Consider the following 19,798-nt stretch of genomic DNA (forward strand, 5'->3'; position numbering starts at 1 on the left):
CAAAATGACTTGGACGAGGCCGTTATCGTGGCGCTCGGCTGCAATATGGCCGGAGCCTATACGAGTCGCGAGGCCTTGTTGGAAGCCGCCCTGGCCGCGCTGCCGGACGAGGGCATGGCGCTGGTCACGCGCTCGACCTGGTGGACGTCGGCGGCCTGGCCCGACCCGTCCGGTCCCGACTATCTGAACGGCGTGGCCATCGTGCGGACCGACCTGCCGCCGGTCGAGACGTTGAAAGCCTTGCATCGGGTCGAGGAACGCTTCGGTCGGGCTAGGGGCGAGGCCAACGCGCCGCGCACCCTGGACCTCGATCTCGTGGCTCACGGCCGGACGGTGCTTGAGGACGACGTCTGGGTGCCGCACCCGCGCGCCCACGAGCGCCTGTTCGTGATGGGCCCGCTGGTCGAGCTGGCCTCGGCCTGGATCCATCCGGTCAGCGGCGAGCCCGCCTTTCGTCTGGCGGCCATGGCCACCGTGGGGCGTGACGCGCGCTCCATTGCCAAAGTTTAATCCCCGAACGGAGCGCGCGGCGCCCATAGTCCGGCCAAATTTCCGCATCAAGCGCTCCGGCCAGAGGGGCGCTTCCAGGATTGGCCCGATGAACCTGACCCGCTCGCTGCTCGCCTGCGCCGCCGTCTGCGCGCTGCTGACCGCCGCTCCCGCCGCCTTCGCTCAGACCCAAACGGGGCCCAACAGTGGCGTCGACCTGGCCTCGATCGACAAGACGATCAAGCCGGGCGACGACTTCTGGACCTACGCCAACAACGAATGGATCAAGGCCCACCCAATCCCCGCCGACCGCAGCCGCTACGGCAAGAGCGCGGTGATGACCGAGGAAGCCAGCAAGCGCACGGTCGACCTGATCCAGGACGCCGCCAAGGGCGGGACCGGCGACGGCAAGAAGGTCGGCGACTACTACGCAAGCTACATGGACGAGGCGGCCATCGAGGCCAAGGGCCTGGCGCCGCTGAAGACGGATCTGGCCCGCATCGCCGCCATCAAGGACAAGAAGCAGCTGGCGACCGTGCTGGGCGGCAACATCCGCGCCGACGTCGACGCCCTGAATTCCACGGACTTCTATACCGACAACGTGCTGGGCCTGTGGGTCTCGCCGGCGTTCGACGACACCAGCAAGTACGCGCCGTTCCTGCTGCAGGGCGGCTTAGGAATGCCGGATCGCGAGTACTACGTTTCCGACAAAGCCTCGATGGTCGAGGCTCGGACCAAGTACCTGGCTCACGTCGAGAAGATCCTGACCCTGGGCGGGATCGCCGACCCGGCGGGTAAGGCCAAGGCGATCATGGCGCTGGAGACCCAGTTGGCCCAGGCCTCGGGCACGCGCGCCGACAGCGCCGACGTGCAAAAGGCCAACAACAGCTGGACCCCGGCCGACTTCACGGCCAAGGCCCCGGGCCTGGACTGGACCGCGTTCTTCGCCGCCGCCAAGCTGTCGGGCCAGCCGCGCTTCATCGTCTGGCATCCAACCATGGTCACCGGCCTGGGCAAGGCCGTGGCCGGCGTCTCGCTGGAGACCTGGAAGGACTATCTGACCTTCCACCTGCTGGACCACTACAGCAACGTGATGCCCAAGGCGTTCGTCGACGAGCGCTTCGCCTTCTACGGTCAGGCGCTGCAGGGCACGCCGGCCCTGTCGCCGCGCTGGAAGCGGGCCGTGGGCTCGACCAACGCCGTCCTGGGCGAGGCGGTCGGCAAGCTCTACGCCGACAAGTACTTCTCGGCCGAGGCCAAGGCCGAGGTCACGGCCATGGTCGACAACATGAAGGCCGCCTTCGAGAAGCGCATCGACGGCCTGGACTGGATGGACCCGACCACCAAGGCCGAGGCTCGCAAGAAGGTCGCCGTGCTGAAGGTGGGCGTCGGCTATCCGGACACCTGGCGCGACTATTCCGGCTATGCGGTGGTGCGCGGCGACGCCCTGGGCAATGTCCGGCGTTCGGAGGCGTTCGACTACGCCACCGCCCTGGCCAAGCTGGGCAAGCCGGTCGATCGCGGCGAGTGGGTGATGACGCCGCAGACGGTCAACGCCGTGAACCTACCGATCCTGAACGCTCTGAACTTCCCGGCCGCCATCCTGGCCCCGCCGAACTTCGACCTGAACAGCGACGCGGCCGCCAACTACGGCGCGACCGGCGCCACGATCGGCCACGAGATCAGTCACAGCTTCGACGACCAGGGCGCGCAGTTCGACAGTCAAGGGCGCCTGCGCAACTGGTGGACCCCGGCCGACTTCGACCACTTCCAGAAGGCCGGCGCCGCGCTCGCGGACCAGTTCGACGCCTACAAGCCGTTCCCGGACTTGGCGGTGAACGGCAAGCAGACGCTGAGCGAGAACATCGCCGACGTCGCCGGCCTGGGCGCGGCGCTGGACGCCTATCACGCCTCGCTGGGCGGCAAGCCGGCGCCGGTGATCGACGGCATGACCGGCGACCAGCGCTTCTTCCTGGCCTACGCCCAGAGCTGGCTCGGCTATTCGCGGCCGGCGGCGCTGCGCCAGCAGCTGATCACCGACGGCCACGCGCCGGACCAGTACCGCGCCTTCACGGTGCGGAACCTGGATGACTGGTACGCGGCCTTTGGCGTGAAGCCGGGGGACTCGATGTACTTGCCGCCGGAGAAGCGGGTGAAGGTGTGGTAGGCGCTGAATGAGCAGGGCGGCGGTATTCAACTCGCCGATTTTCCTAACCCCCGTCATTCCCGCCCTTGTGGCGGGAACCCCTTTGTCCGCCGCAGGTGCAGTAGGGGCAAGCCGCCGGCGGCTTGCTTGCATCGCACGTATCAGCTGAACCAGGGGTTCCCGCCACAAGGGCGGGAATGACGGATGTTTGGTGGGCTGGCTGATGTCCGTCCCAGCTCCGCCCTGGACATTGACCCGCGAACACGGCATAAGCGCCCCCTCGCGAAAGCTGGGACTCCACTCCTGCGGCGTTGCGTAACGCCGCCCGGAGCCCTATTTTGCGATTGCTACGGCTCTCAGCCCGAGGAATTCCATGGCCCGCGTCACCGTCGAAGATTGCGTCGAGAAGGTTCCGAACCGCTTCTCGCTGGTCCTGCTGTCGGCGCACCGCGCTCGCGGCATCTCGGCCGGCGCGGCCCTGATGGTCGATCGCGACAACGACAAGAACCCCGTCGTCGCCCTGCGTGAGATCGCCGACGACGTGATCGACCACGAGGCCCTGAAGGAACACCTTATCAGCACGCTGCAGCGCGTCGATGAGCACACCGAAGCCGAGGAAGAGGCCGAGACCCTGGCCCTGCTGGCTGATCCGAGCCACATGCAGATGAGCGAACTGGAACTGGTTCGCGCGCTGCAGAGCGACCGCGACGGTGGTCAGGAGGAGCGGTACTGAGCCCCGAAGGCGCAGACCCTCTGACCCTCGAAGCGGCCCCAAACACCGCTACGTCTGAACGCGCGCCCGACTTTCCCGCTTCTGGGGGGGACTCGGGCGCGTCTTCGTCTCCGGCCCCGGCCGTCGAGACCCCGGCTCCGAAGCCGCGCAAGTTCCTTCGCCAGTACGAACTGATCGAGCGGGTCCACGCCTACGACCCGACCGCCGACGAGGCGCTGCTGAACCGCGCCTACGTCTACGCCATGCGCATGCACGGCTCGCAGACCCGGGCCAGCGGCGACCCGTACTACGCCCACCCGATCGAGGTGGCTGGCATCCTCACCGAGTACCGGCTGGACACCGCGACCATCGTCACGGCCCTGCTGCACGACGTGATCGAGGACACCCCGGTCACCAAGGAAGAGATCGCCAAGCTGTTCGGCGACGAGATCGGCGAACTGGTCGAGGGCGTCACCAAGCTCAGCAAGCTCGAGCTTCAGGCCGAGCACATGCGCCAGGCCGAGAACCTGCGCAAATTCATCCTGGCCATCTCCAAGGACGTCCGCGTCCTGCTGGTCAAGCTGGCCGACCGTCTGCACAACATGCGGACGCTGCATTTCATCAAGAACCAGGCCAAGCGCGAGCGGATCGCCCGCGAGACGCGCGACATCTACGCGCCGCTGGCCCGCAACATCGGCTGCCACAGGATCTGCGTCGAGCTGGAGGAGCTGTCGTTCCAGCACACCAATCCGGTGGCTCGCGACGCGATCATGCGCCGCCTGGACTCGCTGCGCGAGGAGCAGGGCGGGGCGGTGGCCTTGGTCAGCCAGGAAATCGCCGCGCGGCTGGAAGCCTCGAACCTGCCGGCCCGCGTCTTCGGTCGCGAAAAGTCGCCATATTCGATCTGGCGCAAGCTGCAGCGCAAATCGATCGGCTTCTCGCAGATGTCGGACATCTACGCCTTCCGCGTGATCGTCGACAGCGAGGAGGACTGCTACCGCGCCCTGGGCGTCGTGCACCGGGCCTGGTCCAGCGTGCCCGATCGCTTCAAGGACTACATCTCGACGCCGAAGCGGAACAACTACCGCTCGCTGCACACCACGGTCGTGGGGCCGCGCGGCATGCGCATCGAGATGCAGATCCGCACCGAGAACATGGACCGGGTCAACGAAGAGGGCGTCGCCGCCCACTTCCGCTACAAGGACGCCTCCTACGGCCTCGACCTGGAAGGCATGGAGGCGGCCGGCGGTCGCGATCCGCTGGCCAACCTGCGCCAGCTGGTCCAGGTGCTGGAGCACGGCGGCGACAGCGAAGAGCTGGTCGAGCACGCCAAGCTTGAGATGTTCCTCGACCAGGTGTTCGTCTTCACGCCCAAGGGCAAGCTGGTCAGCCTGCCGCGCGGGGCCATGCCGCTAGACTTCGCCTATGCCGTCCACACCAGCGTCGGCGACACCTGCATCGGCGTGAAGATCAACGGCGAGCTGAAGCCGCTGCGGACCCCGCTGGTCAATGGCGACGTCGTCGAGGTGGTGCGTGGCTCCAAGCCCGTGGTGCCGCCGGACTGGCGCTCGCTGACCGTGACAGGCCGCGCCCGTTCGGCCATCCGCCGTCACATCCGCCAGACCGAGAAGGAAGAGTTCCTGCGCTTGGGCCGGGCCTCGCTGGAGCAGGTCTTCGAGCGGGCCGGCAAGAAGCTCAAGGACGTCTCCCTGCGGCCGATCCTGGAACGTTTCGCGCTGGAGAGCGACGAGGCGCTGTTCGACGCGGTCGGTCGCGGGCGCGTCTCGCCCAGCCAGGTGCTGGAAACCGCCTATCCGGGCATGAAGGACTCCGAGCGCGAGGCGGCCACGGCGCGCCGCAAGATCGAGGGCGGCAAGGGCGCGACGCTGTATGTGCGCGGTGGCGGGCTGACGCCGGGCGTCTCCCTGCACTTCGCCCACTGCTGCAGCCCGGTGCCCGGCGACCGCATCGTCGGCATCTTGCGCGAGGACGGAGAGGGCCTGGACGTCCACACGATCGACTGCCCGCGCCTGGCCGAGTTCGAGGACCGCGAAGAGCTGTGGCGCGACCTGAACTGGACGCCCGAGGCCGAACGCTCGACCATCTCGCTGACCCGCCTGCACGCCACGATCCAGAACGCGCCCGGCGTGCTGGGCCTGGTCTGCACGATCATCGGCGAGGCCGGCGGCAACATCGTCAACCTGCGCATGCACCACCGGCAGAGCGACTTCTTCGACACCGACATCGATGTCGAGGTCCGCGACGCCAAGCACCTGACCAACATCTCGGCCGCCCTGCGGGCGTGTCCGTCGGTCGAGACGGTGGACCGGACACGAGGCTAGGCCTTAGGAACACCCGCCAGCGGCGGACGCTTAGTCTTCATCCCTGTCTCAACGAGCGGAGCATGAAGATGCAAGGCGAACAGAAGGTCGACCGCTGGGGCGGTCCCGGCGCCAGCCACGAGAACCGCGACAAGCCCCGGCCGGATCCGGTGGTGAAGGACCGCGACGATCCCGACCACGGCGGCCAGCACGCCCGCAAGTCGGGCGGCGGCGGCGAGCGCGACGTCCATCACGGCCATGATCCCCACGCCAAGCGGTCGTTCCAGGCCAACGACGAGGAACGCCGCCACGACTGAGGCGCCTAGGACAGCCCTTTCAGCGCCGCCACCGCGTCCCGAGTCGATGCCGTCAGCGGCGCGGGCAGGGCGTCCAGGGCGAACCAGCCCCATTCGTGGAGCGCGTGGGTTTCCTGGATCGCCGGCTCGCCCTCGAAGCTTTCGATGGCATAGGTGATCGCCACCCAGTGATAGTCCTCGGCCACCATGTCGGTGACCGCCAGCACACGGCCGGCCTTGATGACGATGCCGAGCTCCTCGTGAATCTCGCGCTCGGCGCAGGTCCGCGCCGCCTCGCCCCAGTCGAGCTTCCCGCCGGGCACGCCCCAGTGGTCGGCCTCGGGGTTCTTGACCCGCTTGACCAGCAGCAGGCGGCCCTGGTCGTCGAGGATGGCCGCGCCGCAGCCGACGCGGGGGCGTTTGATGTCTTCGGTCATGACGCGCGGTAGAGCCCAAAAGTCCGCCCCAATGCAAGGTTCGCACAAGCCGGCGTTTGAAGACTCAGGCTCCTGCTCTATATCCAGCGCTCATGACCAATGACGACGTCCTCGACGAATTCCGCGCCGCCGGAGCCCTGCGCGAAGGCCACTTCGTGCTGTCTTCCGGCCTGCACAGCCCGGTCTTCCTGCAGAAGAACCTGGTGTTCATGCGTCCCGAGCGCTGCGAGCGGCTCTGCAAGGCCTTGGCCGAGAAGATCATCGCCCAGGTCGGCCAGGTCGACGTCGCCGTGTCGCCCGCCGTCGGCGGCATCATTCCCGGCTACGAGACCGCCCGTCACCTCAACGTCCCGTCGATCTATGTCGAGCGCGAGGGCGGGGCCTTCAAGTTCCGTCGCGGCTTCCACCTGGAGCCTGGCCAGAAGGTCGTGATGGTCGAGGACATCGTCACCACCGGCCTGTCGTCGCGCGAGTGCATCGAGTCGATCAAGGCCGCCGGCGGCGACGTCGTGGCCGCCGCCTGCATCGTCGACCGCTCGGGCGGCAAGGTCGATGTCGGCGTGCCGCTGATCTCGCTGTGCAGCCTGGAGGTCCCGGCCTATCCCGCCGACGCCCTGCCGCCGGAGCTGGCCGCGATCCCGATCGAGGACCCGGGTTCTCGCCGCCTGAAAGGCTGAGCCATGCTGCGTCTTGGCGTCAATATCGACCACGTGGCCACGATCCGGAACGCGCGCGGCTCCTCGTATCCCGAGCCCGTCCGCGCGGCCGAGCTGGCCCTGGCCGCCGGCGCCGACGGCATCACCGCCCACCTGCGCGAGGACCGTCGCCACATCAGCGACGCCGACATCGCAGTGCTGACCGACCTCTGCCACAAGCGCGGCAAGCCGCTGAATTTCGAGATGGCGGTCACAGACGAGATGGTCGGCATCGCCCTGGGGGCCAAGCCGCACGCCGCCTGCCTGGTCCCTGAACGCCGGGAAGAAGTGACCACCGAAGGCGGCCTCGATGTCGTGAAGGGCCAGAACCGCATCGCCGACGCCACGGCTCGCCTGCGCACCGTCGGCGCGCGGGTGTCGCTGTTCATCGAGGCCGATCCCGACCAGATTCGCGCCTCGGCCGCGGCTGGGGCTCAAGTCATCGAGCTGCACACCGGCGCCTATTGCGACGCCGCCCGCGAGGGCCATGTCGACCGCGCCGAGGCCATCCTCGAGCGCCTGAAGGCCGGCGCGGCCCTGGCCGCCGATCTCGGCCTCGAGGTCCACGCGGGCCACGGCATCGACTACGCCACCGTCAAGCCGATCGCCGCCATCCCGCAGATCGCCGAGCTCAATATCGGCCACTTCCTGATCGGCGAGGCGATCTTCGTGGGCCTGCCGCAGGCCATCCAGCGGATGCGGCTCCTGATGGACGCGGCCCGGCTCGAGGCGGCCGCGTGATCATCGGGATCGGCTCGGACCTGTGCGACATCCGCCGGATCGAGAAGTCTCTCGAACGGTTCGGCGACCGGTTCACCCACAAGGTCTTCACCGAGATCGAGCGCAAGCGGTCCGAGCGCAAGCCCGACCGCGCCTCCAGCTACGCCAAGCGTTTCGCGGCCAAGGAGGCCTGCTCCAAGGCCCTGGGCACCGGGCTGAAGCGCGGCGTGCACTTGGCCGGCATGGGCGTGGTCAACCTGCCGTCGGGCAAGCCGACCATGGCCCTGACCGGCGGCGCGCTGGAGCGCCTGAAGGCGATGACGCCGGACGGCATGGAGGCGGTGATCCACCTGTCCCTGACCGACGATCACCCCTACGCCCAGGCGTTCGTGATCATCGAGGCCTTGCCCAAGGTCTGAGGACCTGTCCAACCTTCGCCGCAAAGCCAAGCTAACGCGCCGCACTTGCTCCAGTAGCCAAGCCCGTCTAGCAAAGCCGAACCGGTTCGCCGGCCATCCATCTTCGAAGAGCTCCGCGCCCGCATGACCGACGCCGCCGACGACCTCACGCCGCCCGAAGAGAAGGGCGCCGTCGCCGAGTTCATCGAGATCATCAAGACCGTCGCCTACGCCCTGGGCATCGCCCTGGTGCTGCGGGTCCTGCTGTTCCAGCCCTTCACGATCCCGTCGGCCTCGATGGAGCCCAACCTCTATCAGGGCGACTACATCATCGTGTCGAAGTTCAGCTACGGCTGGAGCAAGCACTCGATCCCGTTCAGCCCGCCGATCATCAAGGGCCGGATCCTGGGACACGCGCCCACTCGCGGCGACATCATCGTGTTCAAGCTGCCGCGCGACAATCGCACCGACTACATCAAGCGCCTGATCGGCCTGCCGGGCGACAAGATCCAGATCCGCGGCGGTCAGGTCTACATCAACGGCAAGGCTCTGCCGCGCAAGGAACAGGCCCCGGCCCTGGTCGACACCGGCTATGGCTTCACCCAGCAGGTCCAGCGCTTCCAGGAGACCAATCCGGAAGGCCGCCAGTACAACACCCAGGACTTCGGCCCCGACAGCCGCGGCGACAACACCGGCGTCTACACCGTGCCGGCCGGCTGCTATTTCTTCATGGGCGACAACCGCGACAACTCGGCCGATAGCCGCTTCGACCCGGGCGTCTCGCCGTTCAAGGCGAGCGCCTGCAAGTGGGACTACGAGCTGGACCAATATATCGGCGATGAGGTTGGGGTCGGCTTCGTGCCCGCCGAGAACCTGGTCGGCCGCGCCCAGATCATCCTGTTGTCTTGGAATGCCGAGGCCAGCCTGTTCAAGCCGTGGACCTGGTTCCTGAACGCCCGTCCCAGCCGCTTCTTCCACGTGCTGAAGTGATCGCCGGACATGGATAGACGGGTCGCCGCCGTCGGCGACCTGGAGCGCCGGATCGGCCATCGGTTCAACGACCGCGAACTGCTCGAACGCGCCCTGACGCACGCCAGCGTCGGGGACGGGGCCAAGAAGGTCCGCGACAACGAGGTGCTGGAGTTCATCGGCGATCGTGTCCTGGGCCTGCTGGCCGCCGAGGCCCTGGCCCAGCGGTTCCCCAAGGCCAAGGAAGGCGAGCTGGCCCCGCGCCTCAACGCCCTGGTCAGCCGCGAGACCTGCGCCCGCGTCGCTCGCCTGGCCGAGCTGGGGCCGGCTCTGCGGCTGTCGGCCTCGTCCAGCAAGATCGGCGGCCGCGAGACCGACTCGATCCTGGCCGGCGCCACCGAGGCCCTGATGGCCGCCCTCTATCACGACGGCGGTCTCGACACGGCGCGCCAGGTGTTCCTGACCCTGTGGGCCGAGGAGTTCGACCGCGCCGGCGAGGGCAAGCCGCGCGACCCCAAGACCGCGCTGCAGGAATGGGCCCAGGGCCAGGGCCGGCCGCTGCCGACCTACCGCGTCCTGGACCGTTCGGGACCCGACCACGCCCCGGTCTTCACCGTCGAAGTCGCCGTTAAGGGCGTCGACCCCGCCATCGCCAAGGGCAAGTCCCGGCAGGAAGCCGAGAAGGCCGCGGCCAAGGCGCTGCTGGAGCGCGAAGGGGCGGAGTAGGGGACTTTGATCCTTCCACTCCTGCGCGCGCGCGTATCTCTGAGCAAGGCCGGCGGGATCCGCGCACCCGTCTGGATACGCTGATGGCGACCGAAGCGCCGTGGCGCTGCGAAGGGGGAGACACTCAATGGGACTCGACCCTATCCAGACGGCCCAGCGCGGCGAGAACCTCGGTGAGCGGCACGGGGGTTGGCGTCCCCAGGAGCCATCTTTGAGCCGGTCGGTCTTCCACCGCGCTCGCGTCGGAGGCCCAAGCCGCGAGGATCTCGCGCTTGGCCGCCAGGTCGAGGTCGCGATCCTTGAGAACCTCGAGCGGATGTAGGAAGCCGACCGCGGGCCGTAGAGGCCTTGGACGAGCCGGTTCTGGCGAAGATGAATGGGGCCGCATGGCTAACGCCTCACGCCACGGCGGGTAGCGCGGTTTCGACCCGATCGCCCATGCGGTCGGCGCCGATCATCGAACTATAGGTTGGAGTGAAGTCAAACGCGGTGCTCATTTCCATCTTCTCGCAAGCAAGTTGGACACGAGGGGCGACGCCAAGGCGAACGCCCGACACCGGACCCTTTCGGCGCCCGGCAAGCATGGGATGAGTTAGGTCCTCGCCGGATGACGTCAAGAGGCTGACCCTCCTCGTGGTCGCGCCACGACGAAGGGTCAGGACGGCCTTGGTTCGCGTTCATGGGCGAGACGAGGGCGCCAACGGCTTGGCGTCGAACCGGTCACGGATCGCCCTGTTGAAGTATTGGCCCTTGGCGAAGGCCAGTCGCAGGCCGTCGGCGACGCCGGCCGGAACGTCCTGATAGGCGTAGGCGCGTCCGCTGACGAATGTGATGGTCAGGACCTGGCGCTGGCTGTCATAGGCGAAGGTCTTGATCACCGACGAGGGCATCTTCAGGCCTTCTGGCGGTCACCCCGGTCGCCTTGGCCAGGGCCGGCGTCATGCTTGGCGTGCTGGCGCCGGTCGGCGGCCAGCGACTTGCCGACATCAACCTGCTCGGAAAACCGGCCGTGGTCGTCGCGGCGGGCGTAGCGCTTGTCGCCGGACGTGGGTTCGATGAGTTCGCGTTTGGACATGGCGGTAAGTCCTCCTTCGCCAAGACGAATCCGCGACTCGGCCAAACCGTTCCCGTCGCGGCTCCGAGGCATGGATGGGGGAACGCCGAGCGGGAAATGGTGGTTGTGGTGGCAAGGAGACCGCCCATGTCCCGCGAGCCTTTCGATCAGCCCAGCCAGGTCGACCCCGTCGAGGGCGAGGTCGCCATGCGCGGTCCCGGCGCGACGGGGGTTTCCATGACGCCGGAGGCGGCGCGCCAGACGGGGGCGCGTCTGCGTGACGCCGCCGATCGCGCCGAGCAGGGCCACGTCGAAACCATCGACCCCGACGACGCGAGCGCTGTCGAGCGCTGGGCCAAGCGCTTGGGGGTCGACGCCGAAGCGATCCGCAACACCGTCCTGGCCGTGGGCGGCGACAGCGAGGCGGTGGCGCTGCGGCTGCGGTCGGCCCGCGGCGCGGCCGACTAGGCCTCCGCGCCCGTCGCCGCCTGCGAGGCCACCCCGGCCGGCGCGGCCATCAAATGAAGCCCTCATTTTTCGCGTCGGTTGGGCCTTAGCGCCCACGCGCCTGGGGTTTTTGGGCCCCTCCGCCCTTGAGCCGGGTCGTCGACATTGGAACGCTGGATGAAGGGCTCCGTTTTCGCAACTCCCCGCCGTCGAGGCGACCAATGCAATCAGGAGGAAGCGGCATGGACACCCTGCAAACACCGCCGCCTCGCCGAGTTTTTGTCCGGAGCAGCAGTATGTTCGGTGGCGAACGCCTTTCCCGTTTGGGCGCCTTTAATCCGCAGTTTCCTGACGCCGACGCCCTCCACAAGGGGCTGGCGCACTGGAACCATCGCCGTCTTTCTCCCCAGGCGCCCACGCCCGATTGGCGCGAGGACATCGTCGAGGAAGGCTGGATGCGGCGGCTGGAAGGCGAGTTCATCGAAGCCTTCCGCGGTCACGTCGCTCCACTGGTCGACAACGTTCCGCAAGAGGCCGAGGCCTTCGTGGCTTGGTTCGAAGCCTTGAAGGATCACGGTCCTGGCCAATGGGATCCTTTGTTCGATTGGCTGGAAGGCGCGGCGTCGCTGGAGGATCTGAAATGGTTCCTGACCCAGGAGGCGGCCGGCGAGGCCGGCTTCGATGACTTGGTGGCGCTGACCCAGGTCAAGATTCCCGACCGCGCCAAGCTCGAACTGGCCCGCAACTACTGGGACGAGATGGGACGAGGTCACGCCAAGGGCATGCATGGCCCGATGCTGTCGCGGACGACCGCGACCCTGGGCCTTGCGCCGACGATCGACACGACGCTGTGGCAGTCCCTGTGCCTGGCCAACACCATGACCGCCTTCGCCACGACCCGGCGTTATGCCTGGCACTCCATTGGCGCGCTGGGCGTGGTCGAGCTGACCGCGCCCACCCGGGTCTCGTGCGTCGACGCGGGCCTCAAGCGCGTCGGCGTCTCGCCCGAGGCCCGTAAATATTTCGCGCTGCACGCCCACCTCGACGTCGAACATTCCAAGGCTTGGAACGCGGAGGCCTTGATCCCCCTGGTGGCGGAGGATCCCACCCGGGCGCGCTTCATCGCCGAGGGCGCGCTGATGCGCCTGATCTGCGGCGAGCAGTGCTTCGACACCTACCGAGCCCACCTTTGGGCTCACACTCACCCGCTCGTCTACGCCGCGGAGTAAGCCTCATGGCCAGCGTATTTGAGGTTCTTCCCTATGACGGCGGCTGGTGCGTGAAGATCGCCGACACCGGGGAAGTGTTGTTCTTTTCGGCCCGTCGGCGCGCGATCGCCGAAGCCGAGGCCTTGGCGCGCGCCTGGCCTTGTGCGGCGACGGTCCGGGTCCGCCCGCGCCGGGCCACCGTGGTCGAAGCCTGGACGCCCGCGGCGAGCGACTTTGCCTATCCCTTGGGAGTTCCGGCATGACCGCTCGCGCGCATAGCCTTTTCCTGGCGGGCCGGTCGCTCCAACCGCCCTCGCGGGACGAGACCACGCACTTTTCGATCGCGCCGACCGGGCAGGGCGCTTGGCTTTGGCGCACCTTCGCGCCGTATGGCCAGCTTCGCGCGCAAGGCTTGGCCCCGACCCGCAAACAGGCCGCGGCCCTGGTCATCCGCGACATTCTTCTGGCGCGTTGTGAGATCGCTGGCGCCGAGGTCTCCCAAGTCTCCGCGAAGGCGGCCTGAACCATGCGCGTGCTCGAAGTCGCGACCTATCGCGGTCCCCATCTCTACGCCTCTCGTCCGATGGTGCGGATCCAACTTGATCTTGGCCCGCTCGAAGCCTGGCCGACCAACCGGATCCAGGGCTTCACCGATCGCCTGTTGGCCGCCTTGCCGGGCCTGGAGGCGCACGGCTGCTCTTACAAGACCCATGGCGGTCTGGTCCTGCGCATGCGCGAAGGCACCTGGCTTGGCCATGTCATCGAGCATGTGGCCCTGGAGCTGCAGAAACTGGCGGGCGTGGCTCTGGGCCGGGGCAAGACCCGGTCGGTCAAGGGCAGGCCCGGGGTCTATAATGTTCTCTATGCCTACGAAGGCGAGGACCTGGGCCGCGCCGCTGGCCGAGCGGCCATCGAGCTGGTTCATAGCCTGTTGCCTCGCGAGCTGCAGGGCCTCGAGGGTCTGGCGACGATCGCGCCATCGCTCACCGATCTCGCGCCGCCCTTGTTCGATCTGAAGCGCACGCTGGAACGCTTGCAGGCGATCGCCCGCCGTGAAGCACTAGGGCCCACCACGCGGTCGTTGACCAACGAGGCGCGCCGGCGCGGCATCCCGGTCCAACGCCTGAACGACCAAAGTCTCGTCCAGCTGGGATGGGGCGCCCGGCGCAAACTGATCCGCGCCAGCATTACGGGCCAGACGAGCCTGATCGCCGTCGAGACCGCGGGCGACAAGGCGCTGACCAAGAGTCTGTTGGCGGCGGCCGGCGTGCCGGTTCCCCGCGGCGCGGTCGTGCGCACGCTGGACGAGGCCATGGCTCACGCCGAGTGGATCAAGGGGCCGGTGGTGCTCAAGCCGCTGGACGGCAATCACGGCCGGGGCGTCAGCGTTGGCCTCGTGACACCCGAGCAGATCGCCTGGGGCTTCGAGCAGGCCCTCAAGCATGGGCGGCGGGTGATTGTCGAAGAACAATATTTTGGACGTGACTATCGCATCCTCGTGGTCGGCGGCCAGGTCGTGGCCGTGGCCGAGCGGGCGCCGGCGCAGGTGACGGGGGATGGCCAGAGCACCGTCGCCCAGCTGATCGAGGTGGTGAACCGCGATCCGCGTCGGGGCGCGGGGCATGAACAGGTCATGACCCGTATCGTCATCGACGATCAGGTCCGGGAAATGCTGGCTCGGGCCCAGCTGTCGCTGGAGTCGATCCCCGCGCCCGGCGCGGTGGTCACCCTGCGCGCCACCGCCAACCTCTCGACCGGCGGCACGGCGATCGACCGCACTGACGTCATCCATCCCGACAACGCCGCCATCGCTCGCCGCGCCGCGCTCACGGTGGGTCTGGACGTGGCCGGCATCGACTTTATGGCCCCCGACATCACCCGCTCGGTCCGAGAAACCGGCGGCGGCATTGTCGAGGTCAACGCCGCGCCGGGGTTCCGCATGCATCTGGAGCCGTCCGAGGGCCAGTCGCGCGACGTGGCCAAGGCCGTGATCGCCGAACTCTTCCCACCGGGAGCGCGCAGCCGCATTCCCATCGTCGCGGTCACGGGCACCAACGGCAAGTCGACCGTCGTGCGCATGGTCGCCCGCATCGCCCGACAGATGGGCAAGACCGTGGGCCTGACCAACACCACCGGCGTCTACATCAATGACGAACGCATCCTGGAGGCCGACGCCAGCGGGCCCAAGAGCGCGCGGATGGTGTTGCGCGATCCGACCGTCGAGGTCGCGGTTCTGGAGACCGCTCGCGGGGGGATGCTGCGCGAGGGCCTGGCCTTCGATCGTTGCGATGTCGGCATCGTGCTCAACGTTACGGCCGATCATCTTGGCCTCAAGGGGATCGACACCTTGGAGGACCTAGCCGCCGTCAAGTCGATCGTCACCGAGGCGGTGTCGCGACGCGGCGTCAGCGTGCTCAACGCCGACGATCCGCTGACCCTGCGCATGGCCCGCCACGCCGGCGGACGGATTGGCTATTTCACCCTGCGCGGCGGCTTCGAGATGAGCCCGTTCCTGCAGAAGCACGTCGCCCAAGGCGGCCTGCTGGCCGCCCTGGAGCCGTCTATCCATGGCGGAGAGCTGGTCCTTTACGACAAGGGTGAGCGCTGGCCGCTGATGCACGCCAACGAACTTCCCTCGACCTTGAACGGCCTGGCTCGGTTCAACATCGCCAACGCCTTGGCCGCGATCCTCGCCGGCCATGGCCTGGGGGCCAGCCCCACGGTCATGGCGGCGGCTCTGGGCGCCTTCACGTCCTCCCACGCCGAAAACCCGGGACGGTTCAATGTCCATGACGGCCATGGCTTTCGGGTCATCGTCGACTACGCCCACAACCCGGGCGCCATGCGCGCGATGGGCGAGCTCGTCGCCCAGCTGCGCCCGAACGTCAATCGCGTCATCGGCGTGGTCAGCATCCCGGGCGACCGCCGCGACGAAGACATCCAGGAAATGGGCGCCATCGCCGCGGAGATGTTCGACGACCTGATTTTCCGCGAACGTCCAGACGGCCGCGGCCGGCCCGCGGGTTCGGTGCTGTCCCTGCTCACGGAGGGCGCGCTCGGGGCCGGCTTCCTGAGCGAGCGCATCCACCGCATCCTCAGCGAGACGCGCTCGGTCGAGGCGGCTCTGCGCATGGCCCGGACCGGCGATCTGGTGCTGATCTTCCCCACCGCCGTCGACGCGGTCTGGAAGCAGGTGACCGCGTTCGAGCCCGCCGCGACGGCCTCGTCTATCACGGCCGCGGAGCCAGGCCTTGCCCATGTCTGAGCCCTCGCGACGGGACCGATGGGCGATCATCGTCCATGGCGGGGCCAAGGACATTCCTCCGGGCCAGGAGCAGATCCACCGCGACGGCTGCCTGGCCGCGCTCGGGGCGGGCCAAGCCGTCCTGGAGGCCGGAGGCCGCGCGCTCGACGCCGTCGTGGCCGCCGTGCGGGCCCTGGAGGACGACCCCACCTTCAACGCCGGCCGCGGCGCGGTGCGCAACGCCCGGGGGGAGGTCGAGCTCGACGCGGCGATCATGGATGGCCAGACCCTGGCCGTCGGCGGCGTGGCCGCAGTCAAGACCTTGCGCCACCCGATCTCGGTGGCCGCGGCCATGTTGCCCGAGGTTCCGGTGTTGCTGGTCGGGGAGGGGGCCGAGGCCTTCGCCCGCGCCCACGGTGGCGAATTCTGCGCGCCCGCCGATCTTCTGGCCGCCGGCCCCGACGATCGCGGCTGTGACACGGTCGGGTGTGTCGCCCTGGACCGACACGGCAATATCGCGGCGGGGACCTCGACGGGCGGCTTGAGCGGCTGCCATCCTGGCCGGGTCGGCGACAGCCCGCTGCCGGGCTGCGGTCTCTATGCCGACAACGCCGTCGGTGGGGTGTCGCTTTCGGGCGACGGCGAAAGCTTGATCCGCACCACCCTAGCCGCCCGTCTGATGCAAGGGCTGGAAACCCTGCCGCCGGGCCCGGCGATCGAGACGGCCCTGAGCCACCTCGCGCGCGTCGGCGGCGAGGCCGGGCTGATCGTGATCGACGCGGCCGGCCGCATCGACTGGGACCACACGAGCGCTCAGTTCGCGGTCGCCCACGCCAGCGCTTCCCAGCCGGCCCGAGCCTTCGTCAACCGGGCCGAAGACGCCCGAAAGGACCTTGCATGACCAATACCGCCGCCGAGGGCCCGCTGATCATCATCGGGGGCCATGAGGATAAGGAAGGCGAGATGGTCATCCTCAAGGCCGTCGCCGAACGCCTGGAAGGCGGTCGCTTGGTCTTGGCGACCATCGCTTCGCACGAGCCCGACGGCTACTTCGAAACCTACCAGAAGGCGTTCGCCGCGCTGGGCGTCACCGATCTGGTCGAACTCTACATCGAGGATCGCGCCGAAACCCACGCCGCCGAAAAGCTCGCCCTGCTCGACGCCGCCGCCGGCGTGTTCTTTTCGGGCGGCGACCAGCTTCGGATCAGCAGCCAGATCGGAGACACGCCCATCGAGGCGCGGATCCGCGAGATCTGGCGCGGCGGCGGCGTGCTGGCCGGCACCTCGGCGGGCGCGTCGGTCATGAGCGACACCATGATGGTGCGCGGCTCCAGCGCCGAAACCCACCGGATCGGCGACCTTCAGATGGCGCCGGGCCTGGGTCTGGTGCGCGACACGATCATCGACCAGCACTTCGCCGAGCGCGGCCGGATCGGGAGGCTGCTGGGGGCGGTGGCTCAGAGCCCGCGTGTGCTCGGGGTCGGGATCGACGAGGACACCGCCATCATCCTGCAGAACCACGCCTTCGAGGTGATCGGCAGCGGCGCGGTCTATGTGGTCGACGCCGAAGGCGTCAGCGCTTCCAACATCGCCGAAGCGCGGGCCGAGCGCGCCCTGTCGATCTTCGACGTGCGCCTGCATGTCCTGGCCAGCGGCGACGGGCTGAACCTGAAAACGCGCCGCCCGCTGGGCCAGCCCGCCGTGGTCGGCTAGGCCAGGCGCTGGACCACCGCGCCAACAGCGGCGATCCGCTCGACGTCGCTATAGGCTCCGCGCCGCAGCTCGCCGGCGAAGATGTCTGGATCGAGCTCTTCGTAGGTCAGTCGGTAGGCCCGGCCCGCCAGCAGCCCTTCCAGCGCCAGGCGCAGGGCGTCGGCTCCGCCGTCGAGGATGGCGCTGCCCGTGTAGAGCACGAACTTGCCGCCTGGCGTCAGCCGCTCGAGCGCCTGCGCCGCCCAGTCGAGCGCCACGCGCGCGCCGTGCAAATCGCCGCCGTCCTTGTAGGTCCGCCCCGACGCCCCCGCGATGTAGGGCGGGTTGGCGACGATCAGGTCGTAGGGGCCCGGCAGATCGGCCATGCCGTGGCTCCGACGGGTCTGGGCGATCACGCCGGCATGGGCCGCGTTCACCGCCGCGAGCTCCAGGGCCGCGGCGTTGACATCGCCCAGCTCCAATCGCGCCTCGGGATGAAGCCGCGCCGCGACCAGCCCACCCACCCCGGCGCCGCACCCGATCTCGGCGATCGAGCCGACGCTGTCGCCCCGGGTCGATGCCTGGATGAGCCGCGCGAAGCGATACGAATCCGGCCCAAGGAAGACCGCGTCGCTCGCCGTGGCGGGGAAGGCCGAGTGCAGGAACAGCATTCCAGCCAGGCGCGAAACCCGCAGGCGGCTTCGGCGCTGGCCGTTGTCGCGCATCAGAAGGTTCGCCTGCTCGAGCAGGAGAAGCAGATGGGGGTCGATCGCGTCCGCGGCGACCGCTTGGCTCCAGCCAAGCAGCGCCCGAAGCGGCGCGCCTTGGGACAACCGCTTCTCGTGCGCCCGGCGCGCCACCGACGGCGTCGGGGTGACGAAGTCGTATCCATGAGCGTCTAGCCAGGCCAGGACCGCCCGCAGCGCCACTGGTCTTGGCGGCGGATCCTGCAGCCAGATCGCGACGGGGTCGCTCCTCATTTGATGCGCCTTTCCGTCCAACCCGCTGACCCCAGACACAACGACCAGGCCCGTGACGCCGGCCCTAAAGAGCAAGCCGCCCATGAGCGGCGGCCCGCGGCGCCGGACAATAAGCCCAAGCGGCGCAATGGGTTCCAAGCCACTTCGCCAAGCCTTGCCTCGCGATCCGACGCGGAGGGCTTGGCGGTGAGCCGCTCAAACGGGCTCGCGGATCAGTCGCAGATAGGTTGGGTCGAACTGGCCCAGGGCGGCCAGCGCCTCCCAATCGCCGATCGTGACCTGGCCAGCCTTCCAGAGCAGGAGCCCCCGACGACGCAGCTCCATCAGGACCCGGTTCACGTGGACCTGGGTCAAGCCAAGGACGTCGCCAAGGTCGGCCTGCGTCATCGGCAGGGCGAAGCCTGAATCGGTCGCCAAGCCAGCGGCCTCCAGCCGCCGGTAGAGTTCGCACATCAGGTGGGCCAAGCGGCTCGCGGCGTCTTGTTGGCCCATGGTCACCAGCCATTGGCGATGGATCGCTCCGTCGACCACGGTTTCCAGCCAGAGCAGGCGCGTCAGATGTGGGTGCTCTTCGGTGAGGCGGCGCAAATCCTCGTGGGTGGCTGGTGCGATCATGCAATCGGCCAAGGCCAGGACACCGTGATCCATCTGCCGCATCAGCAGGCTGTGCAGGTCGACGAAATCGCCAGCGACATTGATCTCGGTCAGTTGGCGTCCGCCGTTCGACGTCAGGCTGAAGCGCGCGCACAGCCCACTGACCAGGAAGGTGCTGAACCCAGGACGGTCGCCAGGCTCGATCAGCAGCTTGCCGGCCGGCACGGTGCGGGCGGGCCCCAGAAGGGCCGCGAGCGCCTGACGCTCCTGCGGCGTGACGACGTCACGGCGCGCCATCTTCTCGATCAGCGGCGCTATGGCGGACGATGCGGACATGTTCTGCAGGGACCGACCGTCCCTCTCCTCTGAGGCGTTCGCCCGACCTCGAAGATCGGCGCTTGATAACCTAGATCAACGCGCATCCGCCCAGTTGGACCTAGGGTCTCGTCACACCTGGAGGTTTTGTTGCCCGATCCTCTCATCTTCGTCGGCGTCGCCGACGAGCGTAGGACCTTTGTCGATTTCGGCGCCGAGATCGGCGACCCGCGCGAACGCGCCCACGGCTTGCTCGACGAGCATCGCAGCTGCGATCGCATCGAGATCTGGCGCGAGGAGCGCTGCATCGCCGTGGTTTCGCGTCAACGTTCGGGACCGACGGCTTGAATCGTCT

Annotated in this window: 23 protein-coding genes; 18 read left to right on the forward strand and 5 right to left on the reverse strand. The window is 68.3% G+C overall.

Annotated features, from left to right (window positions below):
- Positions 1–9 precede the first annotated feature (9 nt).
- The 5 genes from folK (at position 10) to ABIC66_RS15860 (ending at position 5,985) form a co-directional block, all read left to right on the forward strand.
- Entirely contained in the window at positions 10–510 is a 501-nt protein-coding gene (folK, locus tag ABIC66_RS15835) for a 2-amino-4-hydroxy-6-hydroxymethyldihydropteridine diphosphokinase (protein WP_354071222.1), read from the forward strand.
- 88 nt (positions 511–598) lie between these two features.
- Complete coding sequence (locus tag ABIC66_RS15840) at positions 599–2,656, forward strand: M13 family metallopeptidase (protein WP_354071223.1); 2,058 nt, start codon at positions 599–601, stop codon at positions 2,654–2,656.
- Positions 2,657–3,008: 352 nt separating this feature from the next.
- Entirely contained in the window at positions 3,009–3,368 is a 360-nt protein-coding gene (rpoZ, locus tag ABIC66_RS15850; protein ID WP_047413437.1) for a DNA-directed RNA polymerase subunit omega, read from the forward strand.
- Between the two features lie 242 nt (positions 3,369–3,610).
- Positions 3,611–5,689 carry a RelA/SpoT family protein gene (locus tag ABIC66_RS15855; protein WP_502910358.1) on the forward strand — a complete coding sequence of 693 codons (2,079 nt, stop codon included), beginning with the start codon at positions 3,611–3,613 and terminating at the stop codon, positions 5,687–5,689.
- 62 nt (positions 5,690–5,751) lie between these two features.
- Positions 5,752–5,985, forward strand: a complete 234-nt coding sequence (locus ABIC66_RS15860; RefSeq protein WP_354071224.1) for a hypothetical protein — start codon at positions 5,752–5,754, stop codon at positions 5,983–5,985.
- A gap of 5 nt (positions 5,986–5,990) precedes the next feature.
- Here the strand turns inward: ABIC66_RS15860 and ABIC66_RS15865 are convergent, their stop codons facing one another.
- Positions 5,991–6,401, reverse strand: a complete 411-nt coding sequence (locus tag ABIC66_RS15865; RefSeq protein ID WP_354071225.1) for an NUDIX hydrolase — start codon at positions 6,399–6,401, stop codon at positions 5,991–5,993.
- Positions 6,402–6,493: 92 nt separating this feature from the next.
- On the opposite strand from ABIC66_RS15865, the gene pyrE reads away from it, so the two are divergent.
- From pyrE to rnc, 5 genes are all read left to right on the forward strand, one after another.
- On the forward strand, positions 6,494–7,078 hold the full coding sequence (gene pyrE, locus ABIC66_RS15870) for an orotate phosphoribosyltransferase (RefSeq protein WP_354071226.1): 585 nt from the start codon (positions 6,494–6,496) through the stop codon (positions 7,076–7,078).
- Between the two features lie 3 nt (positions 7,079–7,081).
- Positions 7,082–7,837 (forward strand): pyridoxine 5'-phosphate synthase, encoded by a 756-nt coding sequence (locus tag ABIC66_RS15875; protein WP_354071227.1) that lies wholly within the window; start codon positions 7,082–7,084, stop codon positions 7,835–7,837.
- Positions 7,834–8,235 carry a holo-ACP synthase gene (gene acpS, locus ABIC66_RS15880; RefSeq protein WP_354071228.1) on the forward strand — a complete coding sequence of 134 codons (402 nt, stop codon included), beginning with the start codon at positions 7,834–7,836 and terminating at the stop codon, positions 8,233–8,235. The genes ABIC66_RS15875 and acpS overlap by 4 nt, the downstream gene beginning before the upstream one ends.
- Before the next feature lie 123 nt (positions 8,236–8,358).
- Complete coding sequence (lepB, locus tag ABIC66_RS15885; protein WP_354071229.1) at positions 8,359–9,204, forward strand: signal peptidase I; 846 nt, start codon at positions 8,359–8,361, stop codon at positions 9,202–9,204.
- Between the two features lie 9 nt (positions 9,205–9,213).
- Positions 9,214–9,909 (forward strand): ribonuclease III, encoded by a 696-nt coding sequence (rnc, locus tag ABIC66_RS15890; RefSeq protein WP_354071230.1) that lies wholly within the window; start codon positions 9,214–9,216, stop codon positions 9,907–9,909.
- Positions 9,910–10,586: 677 nt separating this feature from the next.
- Here rnc and ABIC66_RS15895 read toward each other — a convergent pair.
- Entirely contained in the window at positions 10,587–10,799 is a 213-nt protein-coding gene (locus ABIC66_RS15895; protein ID WP_354071231.1) for a KTSC domain-containing protein, read from the reverse strand.
- A 2-nt stretch (positions 10,800–10,801) separates the two neighbouring features.
- Complete coding sequence (locus tag ABIC66_RS15900) at positions 10,802–10,984, reverse strand: hypothetical protein (RefSeq protein ID WP_354071232.1); 183 nt, start codon at positions 10,982–10,984, stop codon at positions 10,802–10,804.
- Positions 10,985–11,110: 126 nt separating this feature from the next.
- Between ABIC66_RS15900 and ABIC66_RS15905 the strand changes: the two genes are divergently transcribed.
- The 7 genes from ABIC66_RS15905 (at position 11,111) to ABIC66_RS15935 (ending at position 17,575) form a co-directional block, all read left to right on the forward strand.
- On the forward strand, positions 11,111–11,431 hold the full coding sequence (locus ABIC66_RS15905) for a DUF3606 domain-containing protein (RefSeq protein ID WP_354071233.1): 321 nt from the start codon (positions 11,111–11,113) through the stop codon (positions 11,429–11,431).
- 302 nt (positions 11,432–11,733) lie between these two features.
- A complete protein-coding gene (locus tag ABIC66_RS15910) occupies positions 11,734–12,639 on the forward strand; it encodes an iron-containing redox enzyme family protein (protein WP_354071234.1) in 906 nt (301 codons plus the stop codon).
- A 5-nt stretch (positions 12,640–12,644) separates the two neighbouring features.
- The gene (locus tag ABIC66_RS15915; RefSeq protein ID WP_354071235.1) at positions 12,645–12,881 is read left to right on the forward strand and encodes a hypothetical protein; all 237 of its coding nucleotides are present in this window, start codon (positions 12,645–12,647) and stop codon (positions 12,879–12,881) included.
- Complete coding sequence (locus tag ABIC66_RS15920; RefSeq protein WP_354071236.1) at positions 12,878–13,141, forward strand: hypothetical protein; 264 nt, start codon at positions 12,878–12,880, stop codon at positions 13,139–13,141. Before ABIC66_RS15915 ends, ABIC66_RS15920 begins: the two co-directional genes overlap by 4 nt.
- Before the next feature lie 3 nt (positions 13,142–13,144).
- Entirely contained in the window at positions 13,145–15,883 is a 2,739-nt protein-coding gene (gene cphA, locus ABIC66_RS15925) for a cyanophycin synthetase (protein WP_354071237.1), read from the forward strand.
- Complete coding sequence (locus tag ABIC66_RS15930) at positions 15,876–16,763, forward strand: isoaspartyl peptidase/L-asparaginase family protein (protein ID WP_354071238.1); 888 nt, start codon at positions 15,876–15,878, stop codon at positions 16,761–16,763. Before cphA ends, ABIC66_RS15930 begins: the two co-directional genes overlap by 8 nt.
- The gene (locus ABIC66_RS15935) at positions 16,760–17,575 is read left to right on the forward strand and encodes a cyanophycinase (protein ID WP_354071239.1); all 816 of its coding nucleotides are present in this window, start codon (positions 16,760–16,762) and stop codon (positions 17,573–17,575) included. The genes ABIC66_RS15930 and ABIC66_RS15935 overlap by 4 nt, the downstream gene beginning before the upstream one ends.
- On the opposite strand, the gene ABIC66_RS15940 is transcribed toward ABIC66_RS15935, so the two are convergent.
- Positions 17,572–18,534, reverse strand: a complete 963-nt coding sequence (locus ABIC66_RS15940) for a methyltransferase (protein WP_354071240.1) — start codon at positions 18,532–18,534, stop codon at positions 17,572–17,574. The two genes, ABIC66_RS15935 and ABIC66_RS15940, sit on opposite strands and share 4 nt — an antisense overlap.
- 195 nt (positions 18,535–18,729) lie before the next feature.
- Positions 18,730–19,464 (reverse strand): Crp/Fnr family transcriptional regulator, encoded by a 735-nt coding sequence (locus tag ABIC66_RS15945; RefSeq protein WP_354071241.1) that lies wholly within the window; start codon positions 19,462–19,464, stop codon positions 18,730–18,732.
- Between the two features lie 129 nt (positions 19,465–19,593).
- Between ABIC66_RS15945 and ABIC66_RS15950 the strand changes: the two genes are divergently transcribed.
- Positions 19,594–19,791, forward strand: coding sequence for a hypothetical protein (locus ABIC66_RS15950; RefSeq protein WP_354071242.1), 198 nt, complete (start codon positions 19,594–19,596; stop codon positions 19,789–19,791).
- Positions 19,792–19,798 lie beyond the last annotated feature (7 nt).

The sequence above is a fragment of the Caulobacter sp. 1776 genome (assembly GCF_040545685.1).
In the GTDB taxonomy this organism is placed as follows: Bacteria; Pseudomonadota; Alphaproteobacteria; order Caulobacterales; family Caulobacteraceae; genus Caulobacter.